This is a genomic window from Paractinoplanes ferrugineus (assembly GCF_016862195.1).
In the GTDB taxonomy this organism is placed as follows: Bacteria; Actinomycetota; Actinomycetes; order Mycobacteriales; family Micromonosporaceae; genus Actinoplanes; species Actinoplanes ferrugineus.
Genome location: NZ_BOMM01000049.1, coordinates 1 through 19153 on the forward strand (window position 1 = coordinate 1; position 19153 = coordinate 19153).

Here is a 19153-nt window from a genome sequence, read left to right on the forward strand (position 1 = left end):
ACGGACCGGAGCGCAGCGATACCGACTCGCCCGAGCGGGGTGGCAACCGTCCGCCGGACCCAGCCGATCGCGGCCGTGCCGATCTGCCGGATCCGGCTGATCGCGGTGGTGGCGATTCGCCAGAGCCAGGTTGCGGGCGCTGCGATCAGGTGGCGCCGCAACCACGCCAGGCCGGCAGCCGTGACCCTCCCCAGCCAGCCGACCGGGCCGGCAATGACGTTGCGCCACAGCCCGGCGAGGGCGGTGGACATGAGCCGCCACAGCCCGGCGAGGGCGGTAGCGGTGAGTTGCCAGATCCGGGTGAGGGCGGCAGCCGTCAGGTGCCACAGCCAGGCGCCCGCGGTGGCGAGGTGTTGCCAGATCCATGCGAGCGGCGCCGCTACCAGATTCCGCCAGACCCACTTGCACGCCGCGGTGCAGACTTGCCAAAGCCACAAGATCGGCTGGGTGAGGGCACGCCGGAGCCTCGACAGCGCGCCGATCCCGATCCGCTCGAGCCATGACAGTGCGGCGACCCCGATCCGCCAGATCCACTTGAGCGGGGCGACCGTGATCCGCCCGAGCCAAGTGAGCGCCGCAACTCCGGTCTGCCAGATCCACTTCAGCGGGGCGACTCCCGTTCGCCAGCTCCAGGACAGGGCGGCGAGTGCGCTTCGCCCGAGCCACGTGAGTGGGGCGACTCCCGTTCGCCAGGCCCAGGACAGGGCGGCGAGTGCGCTTCGCCCGAGCTGCGTGAGCGCGGGGGCGATTGTTTGCCACAGCCACCCGAGGGGTGTGGCGATCGACGTACGCCACAGCCAGGCGAGCGCGGCGGCAGTCACCTGCCAGAACCAGGCAGCCGGAATGGCGATGGCATGTCGCCACAGCCACGCGAGGGCGGTGGTGGCGGCTCGCCAAAGCCGGGCGATGGCTCGGGCCAGTCGGAGGGCCGGGGTGAGGATCAAGCGGCGGAAGAAGGCGGGGATACGTCGCAGGGCCTGCCACGCTACGTGCAGCGGCAAGACCATGACGACGGCGATTGCTTGCAGTGGCCAGCGGAGCCAGGTGGGCAGGTCGGGCTCGTCGGTGCGTTCACTGGTCATCAGCCTCAAACGGTAGGCCGGCAGCGCAAACCTGGTTACGACTTGATGCCGTGCTCCTGGCAGAGGGACTGCAGGCCGTCGGCGCACAGTTGGTCGGCTTTGATGGCGCCGTCCGCGACCACGTCTTTGACCTCGTCGATGGTGACGGCCAGCGGCACCAGGCTCACGAACGGCACCAGCCGGTTGCTCTCCGGGTCCCGGACTGTGGCGCCGACCGTCGGGGTCTGTCCTTTGAGCAGCTGGACCGCGATGTTGGCGGCTGTCTGCGCCTCGCGTTGGATCCGTTTGTAGACGGTCATGCACTGGTCGCCGGTCAGGATGTTGCGCAGGCCCTCGACGGTGGCGTTCTGACCGGTCACCTTGACCCGGCCGTTGCGCTTGAGCCCCTTGAGGACACCGATGGCGGCGTTGGCGATCCCGTCGTCGGCGGCCAGCACGCCACTGATCCGGGGCTGCTGCTCGACCATCTGGCGGAAGATGTCGCGGGCCTGGGCGGGCGCCCACTCCGGTACGTCCTGGGACGGCCCCTTCGTGTACTCGGCCTCGTCGTACTTCGGGTCGAGCACGAAGTCGTGGCCGTCGGTCATCTGGTCGGCGTTGTTGTCCTGCGGCGCACCGTTGAGCTCGGCGACCACGGGATCCGCCGTCTTTTCTTCGCCCAGGCACTTGACCAGCCCGTACCCCTGCATGCGCCCTATTTCTTTGGGGTCGAAACTGACCAGGTAGTCGGCGCTGCCGCCGACGGTGAGGCGGTCGTAGTCGATGACCTTGACCTCTTCGCGGTGGGCGCTCTCGATGAGGGCGCTTCCGTCGGAGGAGTCGGGGCTCGTGATGATCAGCACTTTGACGCCGTCGCGGATCATCGATTCGCCGATCTCCCGGAAGGTGCCGTCGGCCGGCGCGGTGCGGATGTCGGCGGTGACGCCGGCGGCGCGGAACGCCTCCTTGAAATACGCGGGGTCCTCGTTCTTCCAGCGTGGTGAGCTCGTCGCATTCGTCAGGATGACGCCGACGTTCACGTCGGCGCCGGAGCCCGCCTGGGCGCGGCGCGAGGGCTTGGCATCGTCCGCGCTGCTGCACGCCGCCAGAAGGGTGAGGACGAGAGCACCGGCGCCGGCCACCGTGGTCATTCGTCTACGCATGATTCGCGCCTGTCGTTCGGGGATCTCGGGTGTCAGCCCAGCACGATCGGTTCGAAGGTCTTCTGGAAGTTCGCCTGTTCGTCGGCGGTCTGGAAAGAGACGTAGTAGTGGAGCTTCGCGTACTCGGCGGCGGCCGGGAACACGAGCTTCGAGTCGGCGACCTGCAACATGGCGGCGCGATCCTCGCCCGTCAGTTTCGCGGCGTCCTTCTTGATCTGTTCCTTGGCGGCCGGCACCGGCGCCACGTAGTTGATGTACTCGGCGAGAGAGGCGGCGATGTCCGTACGGTAGAAGAAGTCGATCAGCGTTTGCGCGTCGACAGGTGATTTCGCCGTGATCGGGATCGTCATGTTGTCGGTCCAGATCGTGCCGCCCTCTTGCGGAATGACGAACTCGAAGTTGCGACCCTCGGAGACGTTTTTCTGGAAGATGTCGCCCGACCACGCCTGGGTGATCCACACCTCACCCTTGCCGAGCGCATCGACATAGGACTGGTCGTAGTAGTTGCGGACGATGCCGGCCTTCTTCTGATCCTCCAGATGATTGGCCGCCTTCTCCCATTCACCGACGGTGGAATTCCCCGGGTCGATGCCGAGCGCGAGCATGCCGAAGTTGGCGAGCTCCTGGGGATCGGAGAACATCCCGACCTTGCCCTTGAACGCGGGGTCCCACAGGTCCGCCAGCTTGGTGATCTTGCGGCCGCCGAGCTTGGCCGGGTCGTACGCGATGCCGGTGATGCCCGACGCCCACGGCACGCTGTAGACGTTGCCGGGATCGAACGCCTCCTTGGTGTACGCGGCGCCGGCGTTCTTCTTGAAGTTCGGCATCTTGGAATGGTCGAGCGGGGCGAGGAACCCGGAATCGCGGAACTGGCTGAACTGGTACGAGTTGGTGATGATCATCAGGTCGTAGTCGATCGACTGCCCGGCCGCCAGTTGTGGCTGCACCTTGGCGAACCACGGGCCCATCTCCTCGATGACTTCCTGGTAGTTCACCTTGATGCCGGACTCGGCCGTGAACTTCTTCAGCTCCGGCTTCTTGGGGTCCATGTAGAGCGGCCAGCTGGCGAAGTTGACCTGGCCGGTCCTGGCCTTGCCGGCCCAGAATTTCGCTGCGGCGTCCGGGGCGTCGAGCGTTTTCTTCTTGGCCGTGCCCTCCACGCCGCACGCGGCGAGGGTGGCGCTCGCGGCGGCCAGACCGGAGAGGCGAAGGGCGTCGCGGCGGCCGAGGCGGCGCTGGGTGAGGCCGCGCACGAGGGACGGATCGGAAGGATTCACAGGCATCTTCAGACTCCGATAGTGCAGGCGGGAGCGTCGCCTGCGGGGCGCGTTCAATAAAGAAAGTGTCGGAATCCGGGAGAGCGGGATCGGCGTCGCTGGCGAAGATTAATTTCCTCAACTCGATGTGTCAACATCCGGTCACTCCATCACGAGAAACGCCGGCCGAGTCGCACTCACAGTCCGTATACCATTTATCATCATGAGATCTCGCCTCGACGACGCCCTCGATCATTGAAGTACCTTCCTGTATGTAGAAGGTATTAACGCCGCGTATAAATGGAAACGTGCGCGTACTAGTTCGGAAACCAGTCCGGCGCATCCTGTCGCACCGGGTGACTGAACATCTCGACCCGATTCCTACCTGAGGATTTCGCGGCATACACGGCTGCGTAGGTGCGGTTGGTCGGTTCGATTGCAGCGGTTCCCGTCTCGCCCACGGTGACGCCGACGCGCGCGCTGACCGTCGCCGTCGCGACAGACAGTGAGATCGGGGCTTTCGCCGCTCCGGCCGGCCCGCCGGTCGCGGCTTTGAGACGCGACGCGACCTCGACCCGACAAGATCGTCGACCGGTCGTGGATGTCGGGCCGCAGTTCCCGGTCGGGCAGGCCCCGGTCGGGCAGTCCCCGGTCGGGCAGTCCCCGGGTCGCGCGGTCTCGGGTCACGCAGTGCTGAGCCTGAGAACTGCCAGTGATCCCTCCTGTCGGATGGGTGACGGGTGTCGGTGAAACGATGCCGGCATGGGTAAACATTTGCCCCATGAAGCCCGCGCAGATGGATCGCACTCCCTTCTCCGACCTGGACAGCCAGCCCAGGGAGATGACAGCGATGCTTCTCGCCGCGCTCGATGCGATGGGCCGTCATCCCGAGATCCGCCGGGTGCGGCAGACCGCCCTGGAGGCGTTGCGTCCCGAACCTGGCGCCCGCCTGCTCGACGCCGGCTCCGGAGCGGGTGACGTCTCGCGCGGTCTCGCCGCCAAGGTCGGTCCGGCGGGCGAGGTGATCGCCCTGGACTCGTCGGCCGCCACGATCGAGGCCGCTCTGCGCCGGCACGACGGCAGCAACGTGCGTTACCTGACCGGGGACGTCTCCGCGATGACGCTGCCCACCGACAGCGTCGACGGCGTGTGGTGCGAGCGGCTGCTCCAGCACGTCGAGGATGCCGACACGGCGATCGCCGAGCTGATCCGGGTGACCCGCCCCGGCGGTCGCATCTGCCTCGTCGACACCGACTGGGAGTCGCTGTCCTTCGACGGCGTGCCACCCCATCTGGCCGCCACGGTGGTCGAAGCCAGTCACGGCCGGCTCACCCCCCGACGGTTGGACATGGGACGCACCCTGCGCCGCCGCCTCGTCGACGCCAACCTGCTGAACGTGACCGCGACGCCGGTCACCTGTCTCTTCGACGACCCCACTTCGGCCGCTGTGGTGCTCCCCATGGTCAACCCCCTGCTCCCGACAACCACCTGGCCCACCCCGGCCGCCGTGCGTGAGAAGTGGTTCTCCCACGTGAACGCCGCTGGTGCTCGCGGTGACTTCCTGGCCGTCCTCACCATCTGGGTCGTGACCGGCACGGTCGCCTGACCCCGGTCAGCCATCGGCGTAGCGCCAATATTGGCGTTTCCCCTCGTCTCGGATCACGTAGCCCAAGCGGGCCAACTCGGCGCGCAGCTCGCGCCCGTCACCCTCGTCGCCGGATCGCAAGGCCGCCTGCCGCGCCTCGAACAGCGCATTCGCCGTCGCCGCGATCTCGGGCAGGCCCGGAACCCATCGGCGGTAGGCCGATGAATACGGGTCGCTCTCGGTCCAGGCGACGCCGCGTTCGAGGAAGGCCTCGCGAATCCGCCGGACGGACAGGTAGGAGGGCTCGCGAGCCAGCTCGCGGCCGGTGCGGCCGAGCAGGATCAGCTGGTCGTGCTCATGGAACGCCACTGCCACCTGGCCGAGCGGGACTCGGTTGACCACGCCGGGCCGGGACAGGACGACCTCGGCGGGGTTGATCTGGACGGTCAACGCTTCACGATGGACGAGACTTGCCAGCGCCAGGCCGAGCGCCATGCCTATGGAGATCGCGATCCAGCCGGCGGCCGGCTCGGGCAGCCGGCGGAGGATGCCGAACGGGAGAGGCAGCGGCAGCCAGGAGGCCACCCGGAGGAACATCAGGATCATCGCGCCACCGGCCAGCGGAAGGCCGAGCCAGGTGAGAACCCTGGCCCAGGACGGGGTCGGCACGGTCGTCGTCTGTTCGATCACGGGGTCGAGTCTTCGCCGTTGCGGACCGGCCGGGAAACCGACTCAAGGCGATGCTCCATAGACCAAAGTCGACTGCCCTCGGCCGTCCGAGGCCGGTAGCGTCGGGCCATGCCTCAGCGACACCCGATCAAGTTTTGGCTGCTGGAGATCTCTCTCGCAGCAATCGCCACGCTGCTCGGGCTGTTCTTCGTCAGCAACTCGGTGTCCGAGGACGGCGGTGCTCCGGTCGCTGTGGAGGCCGCCGCGGCGGTCGCGGCGGTCGCGGCCCTGGTGCTGTTCCGGCGCACCCACCCGGTCGCGTTGACCCTCATCCTCATCCCCTGCGGCATCGTGCTCGGCATGCCGATGGGGGCCACCCCGATCGCGCTGTTCGCGGTGGCGCTGCACCGGCCGGCCCGGGTCGCGATCGCGCTCGCCGGCATGCACGCCGCGCTCACCGCGGGGGTCTACGGATTGGTGCTCGGCCCGACCGGCACCTATGCCGAAGTCGTCGTCTTCCTTGTTCTGCTGCACGTCAGCGGGGTTGCGGTGGCCATGGTGATCCGGTCGCGCCGCCAATTGGTGGCCTCCTGGGCCGAGCGGGTGCGGCAAGCCGAGGAGGGCCAGCGGCTTCGCGTCGAGCAGGCCCGGCACGCCGAGCGCGAGCAACTGGCCCGCGAGATGCACGACGTCCTCGCGCACCGCATCTCGCTGCTGGCCGTGCATGCCGGCGCGCTCTCGGTGTCGCGCGACGCCTCGGCGGAGGAGAAGCAAGCGGCCGGGGTGATCCGGCAGTGCGCGCACGACGCTCTGGAAGACCTGCGATCTTTGCTCGGCATGCTCAGAGGGCCGGTGGTGGATCGCCCCCTGCCGACGCTTGGCGATGTGCCCGCGTTGGTGGAGCGGTCCCGGGAGGCTGGTGCCGACGTGAGTCTGTCGTTGACCGGCGGAGACGACGACGCCGACGACATGTCCGACGAGATCGAGGTGCCCGACCAGATCGGGCGTCACGCCTACCGGATCGTTCAGGAGGCGCTGACCAACGCCCTGAAGCATGCGCCGGGCGCTCCGGTTCGGGTACGTCTCGACGTTCGGCACATGCAGGGCCTGTCGGTGCAGGTAATAAACGATCTGGGCTGGCATCGGCAGCCCGCGCAGTGGCCCGAGCGGGTCGGCGCCGGCCCGGAGATGGTGCCGGGAATCCCCGGGGCCGGCGCCGGTCTGGTGGGCTTGCGGGAGCGGGTCCAGCTGGTCGGAGGTCGCTTCGAACACGGTCCGACGCCGGAGGGCGAGTTCGACGTCAAAGCCTGGCTGCCATGGCGCGCATAACCGCACGGACCGCGCGCCCAACCGCACGCACAGAAGGCGGCAGAGCGCTCGCAACGAGGACGGGACCGGTGAGCTGATGGAGCGGCCGGTGCGGGTGCTGATCGTCGACGACGATGCGATGGTTCGGCAGGGGCTTCAGATGATGCTGAGCGCCTTCGACGAGATCGAGGTGGTCGGGGCGGTGGCGGACGGCACCGAGGTGGCGGCGGCGGTCGACCGTCTGCGGCCGCGGGTGGTGTTGATGGACATCCGGATGCCGGGGATGGATGGGCTCACCGCTACGGCGGAGTTGCGGCGGCGGGCGGACGCGCCGGAGGTGTTGGTGTTGACGACGTTCGACACCGACGAGCATGTGCGGCGGGCCATCCAGGTGGGGGCGTGCGGGTTTCTGCTCAAGCACGAGCCGCCGGCCGGGCTCGCGAGCGCGATCTGCCGGGCGGCCTCCGGGGAGCCGATGTTCACGCCCTCGGTGCTGCGACAAGTGATGGGGCTCGCCGCGGGCGCCGCCGACCCGGGGCGGGAACGGGCCAAGGTCGCGCTCGGAATGCTGCGACCCAGCGAGCGTGACGTCGCCGAGTTGGTCGCTGAGGGCCTCACCAACCAGGAGATCGCCGGCAAGCTGCTGGTCAGCACGGCAACGGTGAAGGCCTACATCACGCAGATCTTCATCAAGCTCGACCTGAGCAACCGGGTTCAGATAGCAACCATGGTGCTGCAGGCACGATGAGAAGCCGCGTGCCCCACCGCCTCAGAAACGGCGACGGGGCACGGCGGCAAGACACGGGCGGGCGGCGAGACGCGGTGGGCGGCGAGACGCGGTGGGCGGCGAGACGCGGTGGGTGACGGGGCACGGTGGGCGGCAAGGCGCGGGTCAGTAGCCGGTGGGAACCATGCGGCTCAGCAGTTCGTTGACGCCCACGCTGGCGAAGCCCACGCGTACGTCGCTTGCTCCGTAAGGCAGCCACAGGCGGTCGTCGTGGATCAGGCCGCCACAGGAATAGACGACGTTGGGCACATAACCCTCGCGCTCGATCTCGTCCGGGTCCAGCAGGCCCTCGGGCAGGTCGGCGATCACGCGTTCGGGGTTCTCCAGGTCCAGGAGCATGGCGCCGATGGCGTACCGGCGCATCGGGCCGACGCCGTGGGTCAGCACCAGCCAACCCTGTTCGGTCTCCAGGGGCGAACCGCAGTTGCCGACCTGGACCAGGTCCCAGCCACGGTGCGGGACGAGCAACGGGACGGCCGGCTGCCAACGGTGCTGATCGTCGCGGACGCTCAGGCCCAGGGTCTCGCCGTCGGAGCGGCAGAGGGCCAGTTTGCGGCCGCCCACGTAACGCGGGAACAACGCCAGACCCTTGTTGCGGGCCGCCGGGCCGTGCAGCCGGGACACGTCGAAGTGGCGCAGGTCCCTGGTGAAGATGACCCGGCCGGAGATGCGGCGGCCGTCGTAAGCGGTGTAGGTGGCCTGGTAGGCCTCCCGGCCGTCGGGGTCGAGGGTCTGCACGAAACGGGCGTCCTCCATGCCGTTGCTTTCGGCCGGGGTGGCCGGCCAGAGCACCCGCTGGTGCAGCGGCGTCGCACAGGGGAACGACACCGCGTAATCCTCGGCCACGATGTGCCGGATGTTGTCGAGGGTCTCCTGCGTCGTCGGCCGCTGCAGAAGCTCGGCCGGCATGTGCCCGATGACGTCCTCGAATTCCTCGTCGGTGTAGCGCTCGGGCAGCGTGGCGAGCACGTACGCCGAGGCCTCGTTGTCGATCCCGTCGTCGATCAGGGCGGCCGACAGCTGGAAGCGGTAGTGCATGGCGCCGACCCGCTGGCCGACCATCAGGGGGCCGCTGCGGTCCTCGAGACGGATCCGGTCACCGGGGCCGAGCACGGCCGAACAGAAACCGATCGACGAGATGTGCCCCTCGCCGATCTGGCGCAGGCTGATCGCCACCCGGAACTCGCCCGGTTCGAGGCCCTCCTGATCGGGGTGCCCGACCATCGACGGGTTGCACAGGGCGGCCGCCTCGACCGAGAACTCGTGGCTGAAATACGCCCCGATCAGGGTACGGGCGGTCGGGGACAGCTCGATCTCCGGCGGCACCCGGTGCTGCACCAGCTCGTAGTGGTGCTGGAAGGTGGCGAGCAGGTCGTGATGCCGGCCGGCGAAGCGGGTCAGCACGTCGTCGAGCAGGCGGCTGGTCTCGGCCTCGTCGAGTTGCAGGATCCGCTCGATCAGGCGGGACGCCCGGTTCTGCACGGTCTGATCGTCCTCGCCGGGCACGAACAGTTTGATCACCACGCGCCGGCCGTCCGGCTGCATGACGATCTCGTGTCGGGTGTAGTACGTCTGCGGATTCATGGTTGCGGTCACGCTAGGCCGCCTGACGGTCGGGTCGCGCTCCGGGTCGCCAGCGTGCGGGCATGCTGCAGCGTGGAGACGAGCGCGAGGGTGGATTCGGCTCCTTGGTTCACATTAGGACCATCTGCCGTCAATCCGTCATAACATCCACCGGTTAGTGGGTCGTACATGACCGTCTGAATGTCGTTATCGCCTAAAAACCAGGCTATAGACCGAAACAACGGCTCGGTCCAGCGGTCGTCCCCGGTCGTCGACAGCGCGGTCGAGCACGCGTCGGCCACCGCCGCGGCCTCGATCGGCTGCTGGTCGAAGCGGTGTTTCGGCACCCCGGCCTGCCAGCCGCCGACCGGACACACCGACAGGTGACCGGTGTTGTCCTGCTCCCGGCACAGCCAGGCCAGCATCCGAAGGCCCGAGCGCAACAACGGCTCGTCGCCGAGCAGGTCACCGGCCGCGATCACGACCTCCGCCATCGTCGGGTTGGCGTAGGTCAGCGAATCGGTCGGCCAGACCCACGCGAGCGACGGCCCCGGCACCCCGACGGCGGCGGCCGCGTCGGCCAGCAGCTCGGCCGCCACGTCGTCGTGCGGGTCGGAACGCAGCACCTCGGCCGCGCCCAGCCCGGCGTACGCCATCGCCCTCGGCCATGGCGAGCGTTGCCGCGCCCCCGAGCCGAACGCGACCGCGGCCTCGCGCCTGATCCACGGCACCGTGGAGCGCGCCGCGGCCGTGCCCAGTCCCCACAGCGCGCGTCCCCAGCAGTCACCGGTGCCGGGCTCGTCGGTCCAGCGCCGATCGAAGCTCATCCGGTTGTGGAACGCGCCGTCCGGCCCCTGCGCGTGGGTGAGAAACGCGAGGTAGCGCTCGGCGAGCCCGACCACCTGGGCGGTCGGCCGCGGTTCCCGGCTGGCGATCAGCAGGCCCCGGCCGACGTCGTCGACGCAGTAGCCGTGCTCGCGCCGCGGGATCGCGTTGCGCGCGTGTTCGAGCAGGCCGGTGTCGTCGGAGAGCCGCGCGAGGTGGTTCCAGTTGGGCGGCGGCGCGTCGGTGAGCTGGATGGGCGGCGGAACCAGGCGGAGGCCGGCGCTCATGCCGGCACGGTGGCCGCGAGCGGCGTCCGGTCGGCCAGCAGGCGCCCGGCCAGGGCCTGGTAGCGGGCGGCGACCGCGGGCCAGCGCAGCGTCGGCCCCCCGGCCAGGCCGGTGAGGCGCCCGGCGATGCCGGGGTCGGCGAGCAGGCGGCGGGTGGCGGCGGCCATGCCCTCCGGGTCCTGATGGGGTACGAGCAGGCCGGGCCCGTCGGCGAGCAGCTCGACGGCGTGCGGGAACTCGGTCGCCACCACCGGCACACCGGCCCCGACCGCCTCGATGAGCACCCCGGAGGTGACCTGTTCGGTCGAGTCGTAGGGCAGCACCACCACGTCGGCCGACCGGATCAGCCGGGACAGCTCGGCCTGGTCGAGATAGACGTCGAGCCAGCGGACCGCGTCGGTCACCCCGAGCGACGCGGCGAGGGCCTTCAGGGAGTCGCGGTACGCGTCCCCGAACTGCTCGAGCACCTTGGGATGGGTGCGGCCGGCCACGGTGTAGACGGGTGCCGGGTCGAGGTCGCCGAGCAGGGCGAGGGCCTGCAACGCCCACTCGATGCCCTTGCCCGGTCCGAGCAGCCCCCAGGTGAGCAGGTGCGGTCGGTCGTGGTCCTCCCGGGGGCCGGTGGTGTCGTGGCTGCCGGCCCCGTGCGGGATCACCGAGATCTTGCGCGGGTCCACCTCGTATCCGGTGGTGAGTCGCTGCCGGGCGGTGTCGGTCATGGTCACCACGGCGTCGGCGGTCCCGGCGATCCGTTCGAGGACCTGCCGCTGGAGCGGGTCGGGGTGGCTGAGCACGGTGTGCAGCACGACTATCGACGGGACCTTGAGGGCCCGGAGCAGCGGCAGCACCTCCGCGCCCGCGTCGCCGGGGTAGATCCCGTACTCGTGCTGGAGAATCGCGACGTCGTAGCGGTTGAGCGCGTTGGCCGCGGCCACCCACCCGCCGGGCGTGTCGGTGTGCCAGGTGTGCACGACCCGGGGCGCGTTGCGTTCGAGCTCGATTCCGCCGCTGACGCTGTCACTCGCGAGAAGGCGTACGACTCCGGCACTGCCACTCGTATTGAGGTGGGTCGCGAGTGCCGCATTGAACGTCGCCAAACCGCATTGGGTGGGCGGGTATGTGCTCAGAAAGCCGTAGGTGGCGGGCATGACAGGCCTTTCTCGTCCCGGCTGCCTCCCCGCAGCACGACTCAGCGCACGCGGGAGGAGGTTTTCAGACCGCGCGCAAACGTCATTGCGGCAAGCCGGGAAATTGCCCGGCTTAACATGCAATTCACATTCGCACGTTAACAAGTACGGCCATTCAACTTACGATTTTGCGGTAAATCCCCAGGTAGTCGTCAACCATCCGGTCGGCGGAGAAGCGCTGGCGAGCACGTGTCGCGCAGCCCTGGCGGTCGAGCGTGGCGATTTCCGCGACCGCCGCGACCGCTTCGTCGAGGTCGGAAACCAGACGTCCGGTGACGCCCTCGTCGATGACCTCCGGCATCGACCCTTTCGGGTACGCGATGACCGGCGTACCGCACGCCATGGATTCGACCACCGAAAGACCGAACGGCTCGGCGAACCGGATCGGATGCAGCAGTGCCGCCCCCGATCCGAGAATCCGTCCGCGATCGGCCGGACCGACCGAACCGAGATAGACGACCCGGTCGCCGTCGATGTGCGGTTCGATCGCGCGGGCGAAGAACTCGGCGTCCTGCACGATGCCGCAGAGGAGGAGCCGGCGGCCGGCTCGGCGGGCGATCTCGATGGCCAGGTCGGTGCCCTTGTCCGGATGGATGCGGCCGAACGCGATGAGGTCCTCGGTGGGGGAGAGCGCCGTCGGCAGCGCGGTCAGATCGATCCCGTGGTGCACCGTCGCGACGTACGACAGCTCCGGCGAGCGGTCCGCGTCCGAGATCGAGACGTAGTGCGATCGGGCCCGCCGGTACGCGGGCAGGATGTTCGACCCGGAGAAGCCGTGGATCGTGGTGAGCAGCGGCGCGGCGCAGTGCTGGGCGAAGGCCAGGGGCAGCCAGTCGAGGTGGTTGTGCACCAGGTCGAACTCGGCCGAGCGGGCGAGCGCGTGCGACACGTGCAGCGCCTCCCAGACCCGGCCGTCGAGCTCCGGTGACTCCTCGTAGCCGGTGGGGCTGACCCCGTCGAGGGTGCCCTTGGTGACCGAGTCGAGCGTGGCGAAGAGCGTGACGTCGATGCCGCGGGCGGTCAGTCCCTCGGCGAGCAGGCTGGTGATCAGCTCCCACGGGCCGTAGTGCAGCGGCGGGGTGCGCCACGCTATCGGCCCCAGCAGTGCGATCTTCATGACAAATGCCCCATAAACACCTCCTTAGTATGCCCAGCCGGTCAACTCCGCGTTCTCGTGTTAGAGAAGACGCATGACGGATCTCTGGTGGAAAAGTGCTGTCGTGTACCAGATCTACCCCCGCAGCTTCGCGGACGCCGACGGCGACGGGATGGGCGATCTGCGCGGCATCATCGACCATCTCGACCACCTGGCCGAGCTGGGTGTCGACGTCATCTGGCTGTCGCCGATCCACAAGTCGCCGCAGGACGACAACGGCTACGACATCAGTGACTACCAGGACATCGACCCGCTCTTCGGCGACCTGGCCACGTTCGACGAGCTGGTCGCCGCCGCGCACGCCCGCGGCCTGAAGGTGCTGATGGACCTGGTCGTCAACCACAGTTCGGACGAGCACGAGTGGTTCGTCGAGAGCCGGTCCAGCCGGGACAACCCCAAGCGCGACTGGTACTGGTGGCGGCCGGCGCGCGAGGGCATGGAGCCCGGCACCCCCGGCGCCGAGCCGACCAACTGGGGCTCCGCGTTCGGCGGCCCGGCCTGGGCGTACGACGAGCACACCGGCGAGTACTACCTGCACCTGTTCTCGCCCAAGCAGCCCGACCTCAACTGGGAGAACCCGGAGGTCCGGCAGGCGGTCTACGCGATGATGCGCTGGTGGCTCGACCGGGGTGTGGACGGCTTCCGGATGGACGTGATCAACATGATCTCCAAGGTCATGCCGCTCCAGGACGGCCGCCCGGGAGCCGGTCAGGCGTACGCCGACGGATCGCCCGGTTACATCAACGGCCCGCGTAACCACGAGTTCCTGCACGAGATGTACGAGCAGGTCTTCGCCGGCCGCGACGAGCTGCTGACCGTCGGCGAGATGCCGGGTGTCACGGTGGACGAGGCGATCCTGTACACCCGCCAGGACCGGCAGGAGGTCGACATGGTCTTCCAGTTCGACCACGTCTGGGCCGACCGCGGCGGCGACCCGTGGCGGGTGTTCCCGCTGCAGCTGACGGTCCTCAAGGGCATCTTCGGGCGGTGGCAGGCGGGTCTCGCCGAGGAGGGCTGGAACAGCCTCTACTGGAACAACCACGACCAGCCGCGGGTGGTCTCGCGCTACGGCGACGACAGCCCGGAGCACCGCGAGGCGTCGGCCAAGATGCTCGGCACGGTGCTGCACCTGCACCGCGGCACGCCGTACGTCTATCAGGGCGAAGAACTCGGCATGACCAACTATCCGTTCGAGTCGATCACCGACTTCCGCGACATCGAGGCGCTCGGGCACTACCGGCAGGCCACCGAGATCGAGGGCCGTTCGCCCGAGGACGTGCTGACCGTGCTGCGGGCGCGCGGACGGGACAACGCGCGCACCCCGATGCAGTGGGACGACTCGCCCCACGGGGGTTTCAGCACCAGCACGCCGTGGCTCGCGGTCAACCCGAACTATTCGCGGATCAACGCCGCCGCCGAACGCGCGAACCCGGATTCGGTGTTCCACTACTACCGCAAGCTGATCGAGTTGCGGCACAACGAGCCGGCCGTGGTCGACGGCGATTTCACCATGCTGCTGCCGGCCGACGAACGGCTCTACGCCTTCACCCGGCGGCTCGGCGGCACCGAGCTGCTCGTCGTCGGCAACTTCACCGGGGAGACGGTCGAGGCCGAGATCGACGGCTGGGACGGCGCCGAACTGGTGCTGTCCAACCTGCCGGCCAAGGGGCTGACCATGGCCCCGTGGCAGGCGGTCGTCTATCGCCGGGCGGCGATGTAGGGCTCCAGGCCGTCGAGCAGGCGGGCCAGGCCGAACTCGAAGAGCATGGTCAGGTCGAAGTCGAAGTCGTGCCGGGTCAGCTCGCGGAATCGGGGCAGCGCGGCGTCCCCGACCACGGCCAGGAAACGCTCCGCCTGCGATTGCACCCACTGGTCGTTGGTCAGCCCGCTGTCCCGGATCGCCAAGGCTTCCGGTTCCAGCGCGCTGGCCACGCCACGGACGAACGTGAACGTCACGATCTGGATGAACATCCGGTCGGCCAGCGGCAGCCCGGTGCCGTCGAACGAGGCCATCACCCATTCGCTGAGCCGCATCGCGTTCGGCGCCATCTGCGGCCGGGTGAGCGACATGGTGGACGCCAGCCACGGGTGGCGTTGGAACGCCGCCCATTCGAGCCGGGCGACCGCCTCGAGGCAGGCGCGCCAGTCGGGCGGGCGGTGGGCCGGCAGCGGCACCTCGCCGATCGCCGTGTCGATCATGGCCAGGATCAGCTCCTCCTTGCCCGCCACGGGCCGGTAGAGCGACATCGTGGAGACGCCGAGCACGGTCGCGATGCGGCGCATGGACAGCTCGGCCATGCCTTCGGTGTCGGCGATCCGGATGGCCGCGTCGACGATCCGCGCCGCGGTCAGCTCGTGGTCGCGGCGTGGCGCCGGTCCGGCCACGACCGTGCCGACACCCGGCCGCGCGATGGTCAGACCCTCGTCGCGCAGCGCCGCGTGGGCCTTGGTCGCGGTGGCGATCGCGACACCCCACTCCCGTACCAGCGCCCGCGCGGACGGCACGCGGTCGCCCGGCTGGAGCGCGCCGGACTCGATGCGGCGGCGAATGTCTTGCACGATGCGCCGATAGGGGGCGTCCAAGCTAGTACACCTACCTCTCCCGAAGAACACCGTACTAGTACGGTTTGCACGCTTCAAGTCCGCTGCCTAGCCTCACTAGTACATCGATATACAGAGTACGCAGGAGGCGGGGACGATGCGGGTTCTGATTTCCGGCGCGGGCATTGCCGGGCCGGCACTGGCGCTGTGGTTGCACCGGGCGGGCGCCGACGTCACGGTGGTGGAGCGGGCGCCGGCGCCGCGGCCGGGTGGCCACGCGGTCGACGTGCGCGGGGTGGCCCGAGCCGTCGTCGAGAGGATGGGGATCCGCGAGGCGGTCCGCGCGAAGCAGATCGACGACCGCGGCTTCGCCCTGGTCGACGAGCACGGCCGGCGGCTGGCCGAGATGCCGGCCGACCTCTTCGGCGGCGAGGGCATCGTGGCCGAGATCGAGATCGCCCGGGGCGACCTGGCCCGGATCCTGCACGACGCGACCGCCGCGACGACCGACTACCGCTTCGGCGACCGGATCGTGGCGATCGACCACGAGACGGTGACGTTCGCGAGCGGCCGCACCGAGCGCTTCGACGTGGTGGTCGGTGCCGACGGCGTACGCTCCGGCGTCCGGCGGATCGCGTTCGGCCCGCACGCCGAGTTCGTCCGGCCGCTGGGTGGCTACAGCTCCTATTTCACCGTGGCCGACCCCGGCGACCTCGACAACTGGTCCACCATGTTCAACGCGCCCGGGGGCCGGGCCGTGCTGGTTCGCCCCGAGGCCGGCGGCACCGCCAAGGCCAGTCTCAGCTTCCGGTCGCCGCCCCGTCACGACCGCATCTCCCGGGACGAGCAGGTGCGGGTGCTCACCGAGCGGTTCACCGGCCTCGGCTGGCGGGTCCCGGCCCTGCTGGCAGAGCTGCCGCGGGCCGACGACCTGTACTTCGACGAGGTCAGCCAGGTGCACGTCGAGACGTGGGCGCGCGGTCGGGTGGTGCTGCTGGGCGACGCCGGCTATTGCGGCTCGCCGCTGGGTGGCCTGGGCACGAGCATGAGCCTGGTCGGGGCCTACGTCCTGGCCGGCGAGTTGAGCCGGGCCAGAACGCCGGAGCAGGGGTTCGCGGCCTATCAGGCGGAGATGGCCGACTACGTCGCGCAGGGCACCCGGCTGCCGCCCGGGGGGATCGCGATGTCCGCGCCCAACCGGCAGGTGATGATCCGGGCGCGGGCGCTGTCGATGCGGATGATGGGGCGCTGGCCGATGCGGCAGATGCTGGCCAAGCAGTTCGGCAAGGCCGACGCGATCACCCTGCGGGATTACGCGCCGGCCCAGGCCGGCTAACTACGCAGGCACAGGTCGAACGGCTGGCCACCGGGGTCGAGCAGGACCCGCCACCGGTCCGGCTGCGGTTGCTCGGCCGGCTTGCTCGCACCGAGCGCGAGCGCCTGCTCCTCGGCCTTGTCCAGGTCGTCGACGTGGAAGTCGAGGTGGTACCGCTTGGGCCCGGCCTCGGCCGGCCAGCCCGGCCCCGAATAGCCGGGCACCTGGCCGAAGCCGAGGCTGGTGGAGCCGTCGCCGATCATGGCGTACTCGGCCTGGCTGTGCAGCACCTCCCAGCCGAGCAGTTGCGAGTAGAAGGACGCCTGCGCCGCCGGGTCCTCGGCGTCCAGGTTGATCATCGCGAGCGAAGCAATTCCGGTCATGACCCCGATCCTCGCCCGAGAGGCTGACATCTTCTGTCAGGTTCACTTGAGATAGACCAAGCCGTCGAGCACCACGCCGGGCCGTCCCGGCGTGCCCTCGACCTCGACCCGCACCGTGTGCGAGCCGCTCGTGGGCCAGGACCGCGACCAGATGGCCTGCCGATAGACGGTCTGCGGCGAGCCCAGGTCGAGGACGCCCAGGTCGTCGCCGTCCACGAAGACCCGCAGCCGGCCCGACTGCGCCGCCCGGCTCACCGCGAGGGCCGCCGAGCTGCCGGTGAACTGCCAGGTGGCGGACGATCCGGCGGCGGTGGCGCCGAGCGCCACCCCGCCGAGATAGCCGGGGTTGGTCAGGGTGCGCCACGTTCCGGTCCGGTCGGCGGCGGCTTCGGAGGCGACCACCGGGGTACGCGTGACCGCCCCGTCCACGGTGTTGCCGGCCCGGTCGGCCGCCCGCAACGCGAAGGTGGCCGGGCGTCCGGGGGCGAGCGTGCCGTTGCGGCTGTGCACGGTGCCGAGGTCGAGCATCGACGGCCCGGTCAGCGCGACGGCGGCGATGCCGTTCTCGTCGGTGGCGGTCCACTGCAGCTGGACCGGCACCGAGCCGTCGAGGGAGCCGGTCCGCAGGGCCAGGGCGGGGCCGCCGGTGAACCGCGGGGCGACCACGTCCGAGATGACCTTGGCGCCGACCATCGTCGCCTTCCCGGACAGGTGCAGCGCCCTGATCGTCACGACGTGGCCGCCCGGGCGCAGGCGTAGCGCGGTGGTGCGGTGGCTGCCCGGCGTGGCCACGGCGAGCTCACCATCGACGTACGCCTCGAAGCGGTTGATCAGCGCACTCGGTGTGATCATGTTCCAGAGCGGGCGGATCAGCCCTTTCGTGTAGAGCGTCGTGCCGTACTTCGAAGCGCCCGGCATCCGCAGGTAGCGCAGGCCGTAAGGGGCCGCCCCGGCGATCTCCCGGATCGCCGGGAGCTGGCGGTAGAGGCTGTCGCCGGGGCAGTCGGTGCGGCCGGCGTCGCGGTGGCCGGAGATCCGCCAGAGCGCCGCCCGGCTGCCGAGCGGGTAACGCGGGCCGCCGCCGGAGGTGAGCACCACCTTGCCCGCCGGCGCGTTGCCGGCCGCACCCAGCTTGTAGGCGGCCACCGTGGCGATCGCGGTGCGCACCGTCGACGAGACGCCGACCTGGCCGTACGTGCCGATCACGGCGATCGCGCTGGCGTTCGAGTTGAAGCCCATGGTGTGCGCACCGAGCACCATGCGGTTCACCCCGCCACGGCGGCCCTCGAAGATCCGGCCGCACTTGTCGACCAGGAAGTTGTAGCCGATGTCGTCCCAGCCCTTGGTCCTGACCTGGTAGGCCTGGATGCCCCGGACGATCGCGGCCGAGTCGGCGCAGCTGTAGCCGTTGCCGCTGGCCGTGTGGTGCACGAAGAAGACCTGGGCCGGTCCGGTGTAGGTGGGCGCGGCCCGGACGATCGCCTCGTTGGCGCGCCAGCCGGCCCGGGTGACCATGCGCGGAACCGGCCGGGTGGGGAGCGGCACCACCCCCGTCGCCCGCCGCGCCGACGGAGCGGGCCGGGCGTCGCCCGCACGTTCGGGGGCCGCCCGATCGGCCGTGGTGCCGGTGGCCGGGGCGGCGTCCGGGTTGATCAGGTCGACGCGCAGGCCGGCCGGGAAGGGTCGGCGGGCGCCCACGATCCGCGCCTCGACGCCGGCGGAGGCGCCCACCCAGACCGGGTCGGAGGCGCCGCGGCGGTCGCCGGCCGCGCTGCCGTCCGCTTCCAGCGACTGCCATGCCGTCCATCGACCGGTGTTCGTGGCGCGAGTGCGGACCTGGATCGTGCCGTCGACGGCCGCCCGCGGGTCGGCCCAGGTGACACCGAGCATGCTGAACGGCTTGGTGGCGTGGCCGTGCGTGGCGTCGGCGAAGGAGATCTGCTGGACGGCCGGCCCGGCGCCCGGCCCGGCAGTCGCGGGCGAGACCGCGGCGGTCCCGACGGTGATGGTGGTGGTGGCCAGGAGAAGGGCGGCGCGAAGTTTCGTCCGATATCGGTACACGTGAAC

At 69.8% G+C, this 19153-nt stretch carries 16 protein-coding genes; 5 read left to right on the plus strand and 11 right to left on the minus strand.

The window, feature by feature from the left end; genetic code table 11:
* The 3 genes from Afe05nite_RS26090 to Afe05nite_RS26100 form a co-directional block, all read right to left on the minus strand.
* Positions 1–1082: hypothetical protein (locus Afe05nite_RS26090; protein ID WP_203819849.1), on the minus strand; the 1082-nt coding region annotated here is incomplete at its 3' end.
* 35 nt (positions 1083–1117) lie between these two features.
* On the minus strand, positions 1118–2224 hold the full coding sequence (locus tag Afe05nite_RS26095) for a sugar ABC transporter substrate-binding protein (RefSeq protein ID WP_203819850.1): 1107 nt from the start codon (positions 2222–2224) through the stop codon (positions 1118–1120).
* A gap of 32 nt (positions 2225–2256) precedes the next feature.
* Positions 2257–3507, minus strand: a complete 1251-nt coding sequence (locus Afe05nite_RS26100; protein ID WP_203819851.1) for a polyamine ABC transporter substrate-binding protein — start codon at positions 3505–3507, stop codon at positions 2257–2259.
* 769 nt (positions 3508–4276) lie between these two features.
* On the opposite strand from Afe05nite_RS26100, the gene Afe05nite_RS26105 reads away from it, so the two are divergent.
* Entirely contained in the window at positions 4277–5086 is an 810-nt protein-coding gene (locus Afe05nite_RS26105; protein ID WP_239118199.1) for a methyltransferase domain-containing protein, read from the plus strand.
* A gap of 6 nt (positions 5087–5092) precedes the next feature.
* On the opposite strand, the gene Afe05nite_RS26110 is transcribed toward Afe05nite_RS26105, so the two are convergent.
* Positions 5093–5755: a YqeB family protein gene (locus tag Afe05nite_RS26110; RefSeq protein WP_203819853.1), complete on the minus strand. Its 663-nt coding sequence runs from the start codon at positions 5753–5755 to the stop codon at positions 5093–5095.
* Between the two features lie 108 nt (positions 5756–5863).
* Between Afe05nite_RS26110 and Afe05nite_RS26115 the strand changes: the two genes are divergently transcribed.
* Together Afe05nite_RS26115 and Afe05nite_RS26120 are read left to right on the plus strand one after the other, a co-directional pair.
* A complete protein-coding gene (locus Afe05nite_RS26115; protein WP_203819854.1) occupies positions 5864–7063 on the plus strand; it encodes a sensor histidine kinase in 1200 nt (399 codons plus the stop codon).
* A 76-nt stretch (positions 7064–7139) separates the two neighbouring features.
* Entirely contained in the window at positions 7140–7790 is a 651-nt protein-coding gene (locus Afe05nite_RS26120) for a response regulator transcription factor (protein WP_203819855.1), read from the plus strand.
* A 144-nt stretch (positions 7791–7934) separates the two neighbouring features.
* Here Afe05nite_RS26120 and Afe05nite_RS26125 read toward each other — a convergent pair whose 3' ends face one another.
* The 4 genes from Afe05nite_RS26125 to Afe05nite_RS26140 all read right to left on the minus strand — a co-directional run bounded on the left by Afe05nite_RS26125 (position 7935) and on the right by Afe05nite_RS26140 (position 12808).
* Positions 7935–9413, minus strand: a complete 1479-nt coding sequence (locus Afe05nite_RS26125) for a glycoside hydrolase family 130 protein (protein WP_203819856.1) — start codon at positions 9411–9413, stop codon at positions 7935–7937.
* An 8-nt stretch (positions 9414–9421) separates the two neighbouring features.
* A complete protein-coding gene (locus Afe05nite_RS26130; RefSeq protein ID WP_203819857.1) occupies positions 9422–10504 on the minus strand; it encodes a glycosyltransferase in 1083 nt (360 codons plus the stop codon).
* Positions 10501–11652: a glycosyltransferase gene (locus Afe05nite_RS26135; RefSeq protein ID WP_203819858.1), complete on the minus strand. Its 1152-nt coding sequence runs from the start codon at positions 11650–11652 to the stop codon at positions 10501–10503. The genes Afe05nite_RS26130 and Afe05nite_RS26135 overlap by 4 nt, the downstream gene beginning before the upstream one ends.
* A gap of 154 nt (positions 11653–11806) precedes the next feature.
* Positions 11807–12808 (minus strand): glycosyltransferase family 4 protein, encoded by a 1002-nt coding sequence (locus Afe05nite_RS26140; RefSeq protein WP_203819859.1) that lies wholly within the window; start codon positions 12806–12808, stop codon positions 11807–11809.
* A gap of 73 nt (positions 12809–12881) precedes the next feature.
* Here Afe05nite_RS26140 and Afe05nite_RS26145 point away from each other — a divergent pair, with 73 nt between their 5' ends.
* Positions 12882–14567 carry a glycoside hydrolase family 13 protein gene (locus Afe05nite_RS26145; protein ID WP_203819860.1) on the plus strand — a complete coding sequence of 562 codons (1686 nt, stop codon included), beginning with the start codon at positions 12882–12884 and terminating at the stop codon, positions 14565–14567.
* Here the strand turns inward: Afe05nite_RS26145 and Afe05nite_RS26150 are convergent.
* Complete coding sequence (locus tag Afe05nite_RS26150; RefSeq protein ID WP_275407511.1) at positions 14546–15460, minus strand: TetR/AcrR family transcriptional regulator C-terminal domain-containing protein; 915 nt, start codon at positions 15458–15460, stop codon at positions 14546–14548. The two genes, Afe05nite_RS26145 and Afe05nite_RS26150, sit on opposite strands and share 22 nt — an antisense overlap.
* A gap of 85 nt (positions 15461–15545) precedes the next feature.
* On the opposite strand from Afe05nite_RS26150, the gene Afe05nite_RS26155 reads away from it, so the two are divergent.
* Positions 15546–16724 carry an FAD-dependent monooxygenase gene (locus Afe05nite_RS26155; RefSeq protein ID WP_203819862.1) on the plus strand — a complete coding sequence of 393 codons (1179 nt, stop codon included), beginning with the start codon at positions 15546–15548 and terminating at the stop codon, positions 16722–16724.
* On the opposite strand, the gene Afe05nite_RS26160 is transcribed toward Afe05nite_RS26155, so the two are convergent.
* Together Afe05nite_RS26160 and Afe05nite_RS26165 are read right to left on the minus strand one after the other, a co-directional pair.
* Positions 16721–17086 carry a VOC family protein gene (locus Afe05nite_RS26160; protein ID WP_203819863.1) on the minus strand — a complete coding sequence of 122 codons (366 nt, stop codon included), beginning with the start codon at positions 17084–17086 and terminating at the stop codon, positions 16721–16723. The two genes, Afe05nite_RS26155 and Afe05nite_RS26160, sit on opposite strands and share 4 nt — an antisense overlap.
* 42 nt (positions 17087–17128) lie before the next feature.
* Positions 17129–19147 (minus strand): N-acetylmuramoyl-L-alanine amidase, encoded by a 2019-nt coding sequence (locus Afe05nite_RS26165; RefSeq protein ID WP_203819864.1) that lies wholly within the window; start codon positions 19145–19147, stop codon positions 17129–17131.
* Positions 19148–19153 lie beyond the last annotated feature (6 nt).

Coding starts and splice junctions, on each gene's coding strand:
- Afe05nite_RS26095 (WP_203819850.1), bottom strand. CDS start 2,224: ATGCGTAGACGAATGACCACGGTGGCCGGCGCCGGTGCTCTCGTCCTC.
- Afe05nite_RS26100 (WP_203819851.1), bottom strand. CDS start 3,507: ATGCCTGTGAATCCTTCCGATCCGTCCCTCGTGCGCGGCCTCACCCAG.
- Afe05nite_RS26105 (WP_239118199.1), top strand. CDS start 4,277: ATGGATCGCACTCCCTTCTCCGACCTGGACAGCCAGCCCAGGGAGATG.
- Afe05nite_RS26115 (WP_203819854.1), top strand. CDS start 5,864: ATGCCTCAGCGACACCCGATCAAGTTTTGGCTGCTGGAGATCTCTCTC.
- Afe05nite_RS26120 (WP_203819855.1), top strand. CDS start 7,140: ATGGAGCGGCCGGTGCGGGTGCTGATCGTCGACGACGATGCGATGGTT.
- Afe05nite_RS26125 (WP_203819856.1), bottom strand. CDS start 9,413: ATGAATCCGCAGACGTACTACACCCGACACGAGATCGTCATGCAGCCG.
- Afe05nite_RS26130 (WP_203819857.1), bottom strand. CDS start 10,504: ATGAGCGCCGGCCTCCGCCTGGTTCCGCCGCCCATCCAGCTCACCGAC.
- Afe05nite_RS26135 (WP_203819858.1), bottom strand. CDS start 11,652: ATGCCCGCCACCTACGGCTTTCTGAGCACATACCCGCCCACCCAATGC.
- Afe05nite_RS26140 (WP_203819859.1), bottom strand. CDS start 12,808: ATGAAGATCGCACTGCTGGGGCCGATAGCGTGGCGCACCCCGCCGCTG.
- Afe05nite_RS26145 (WP_203819860.1), top strand. CDS start 12,882: ATGACGGATCTCTGGTGGAAAAGTGCTGTCGTGTACCAGATCTACCCC.
- Afe05nite_RS26155 (WP_203819862.1), top strand. CDS start 15,546: ATGCGGGTTCTGATTTCCGGCGCGGGCATTGCCGGGCCGGCACTGGCG.
- Afe05nite_RS26160 (WP_203819863.1), bottom strand. CDS start 17,086: ATGACCGGAATTGCTTCGCTCGCGATGATCAACCTGGACGCCGAGGAC.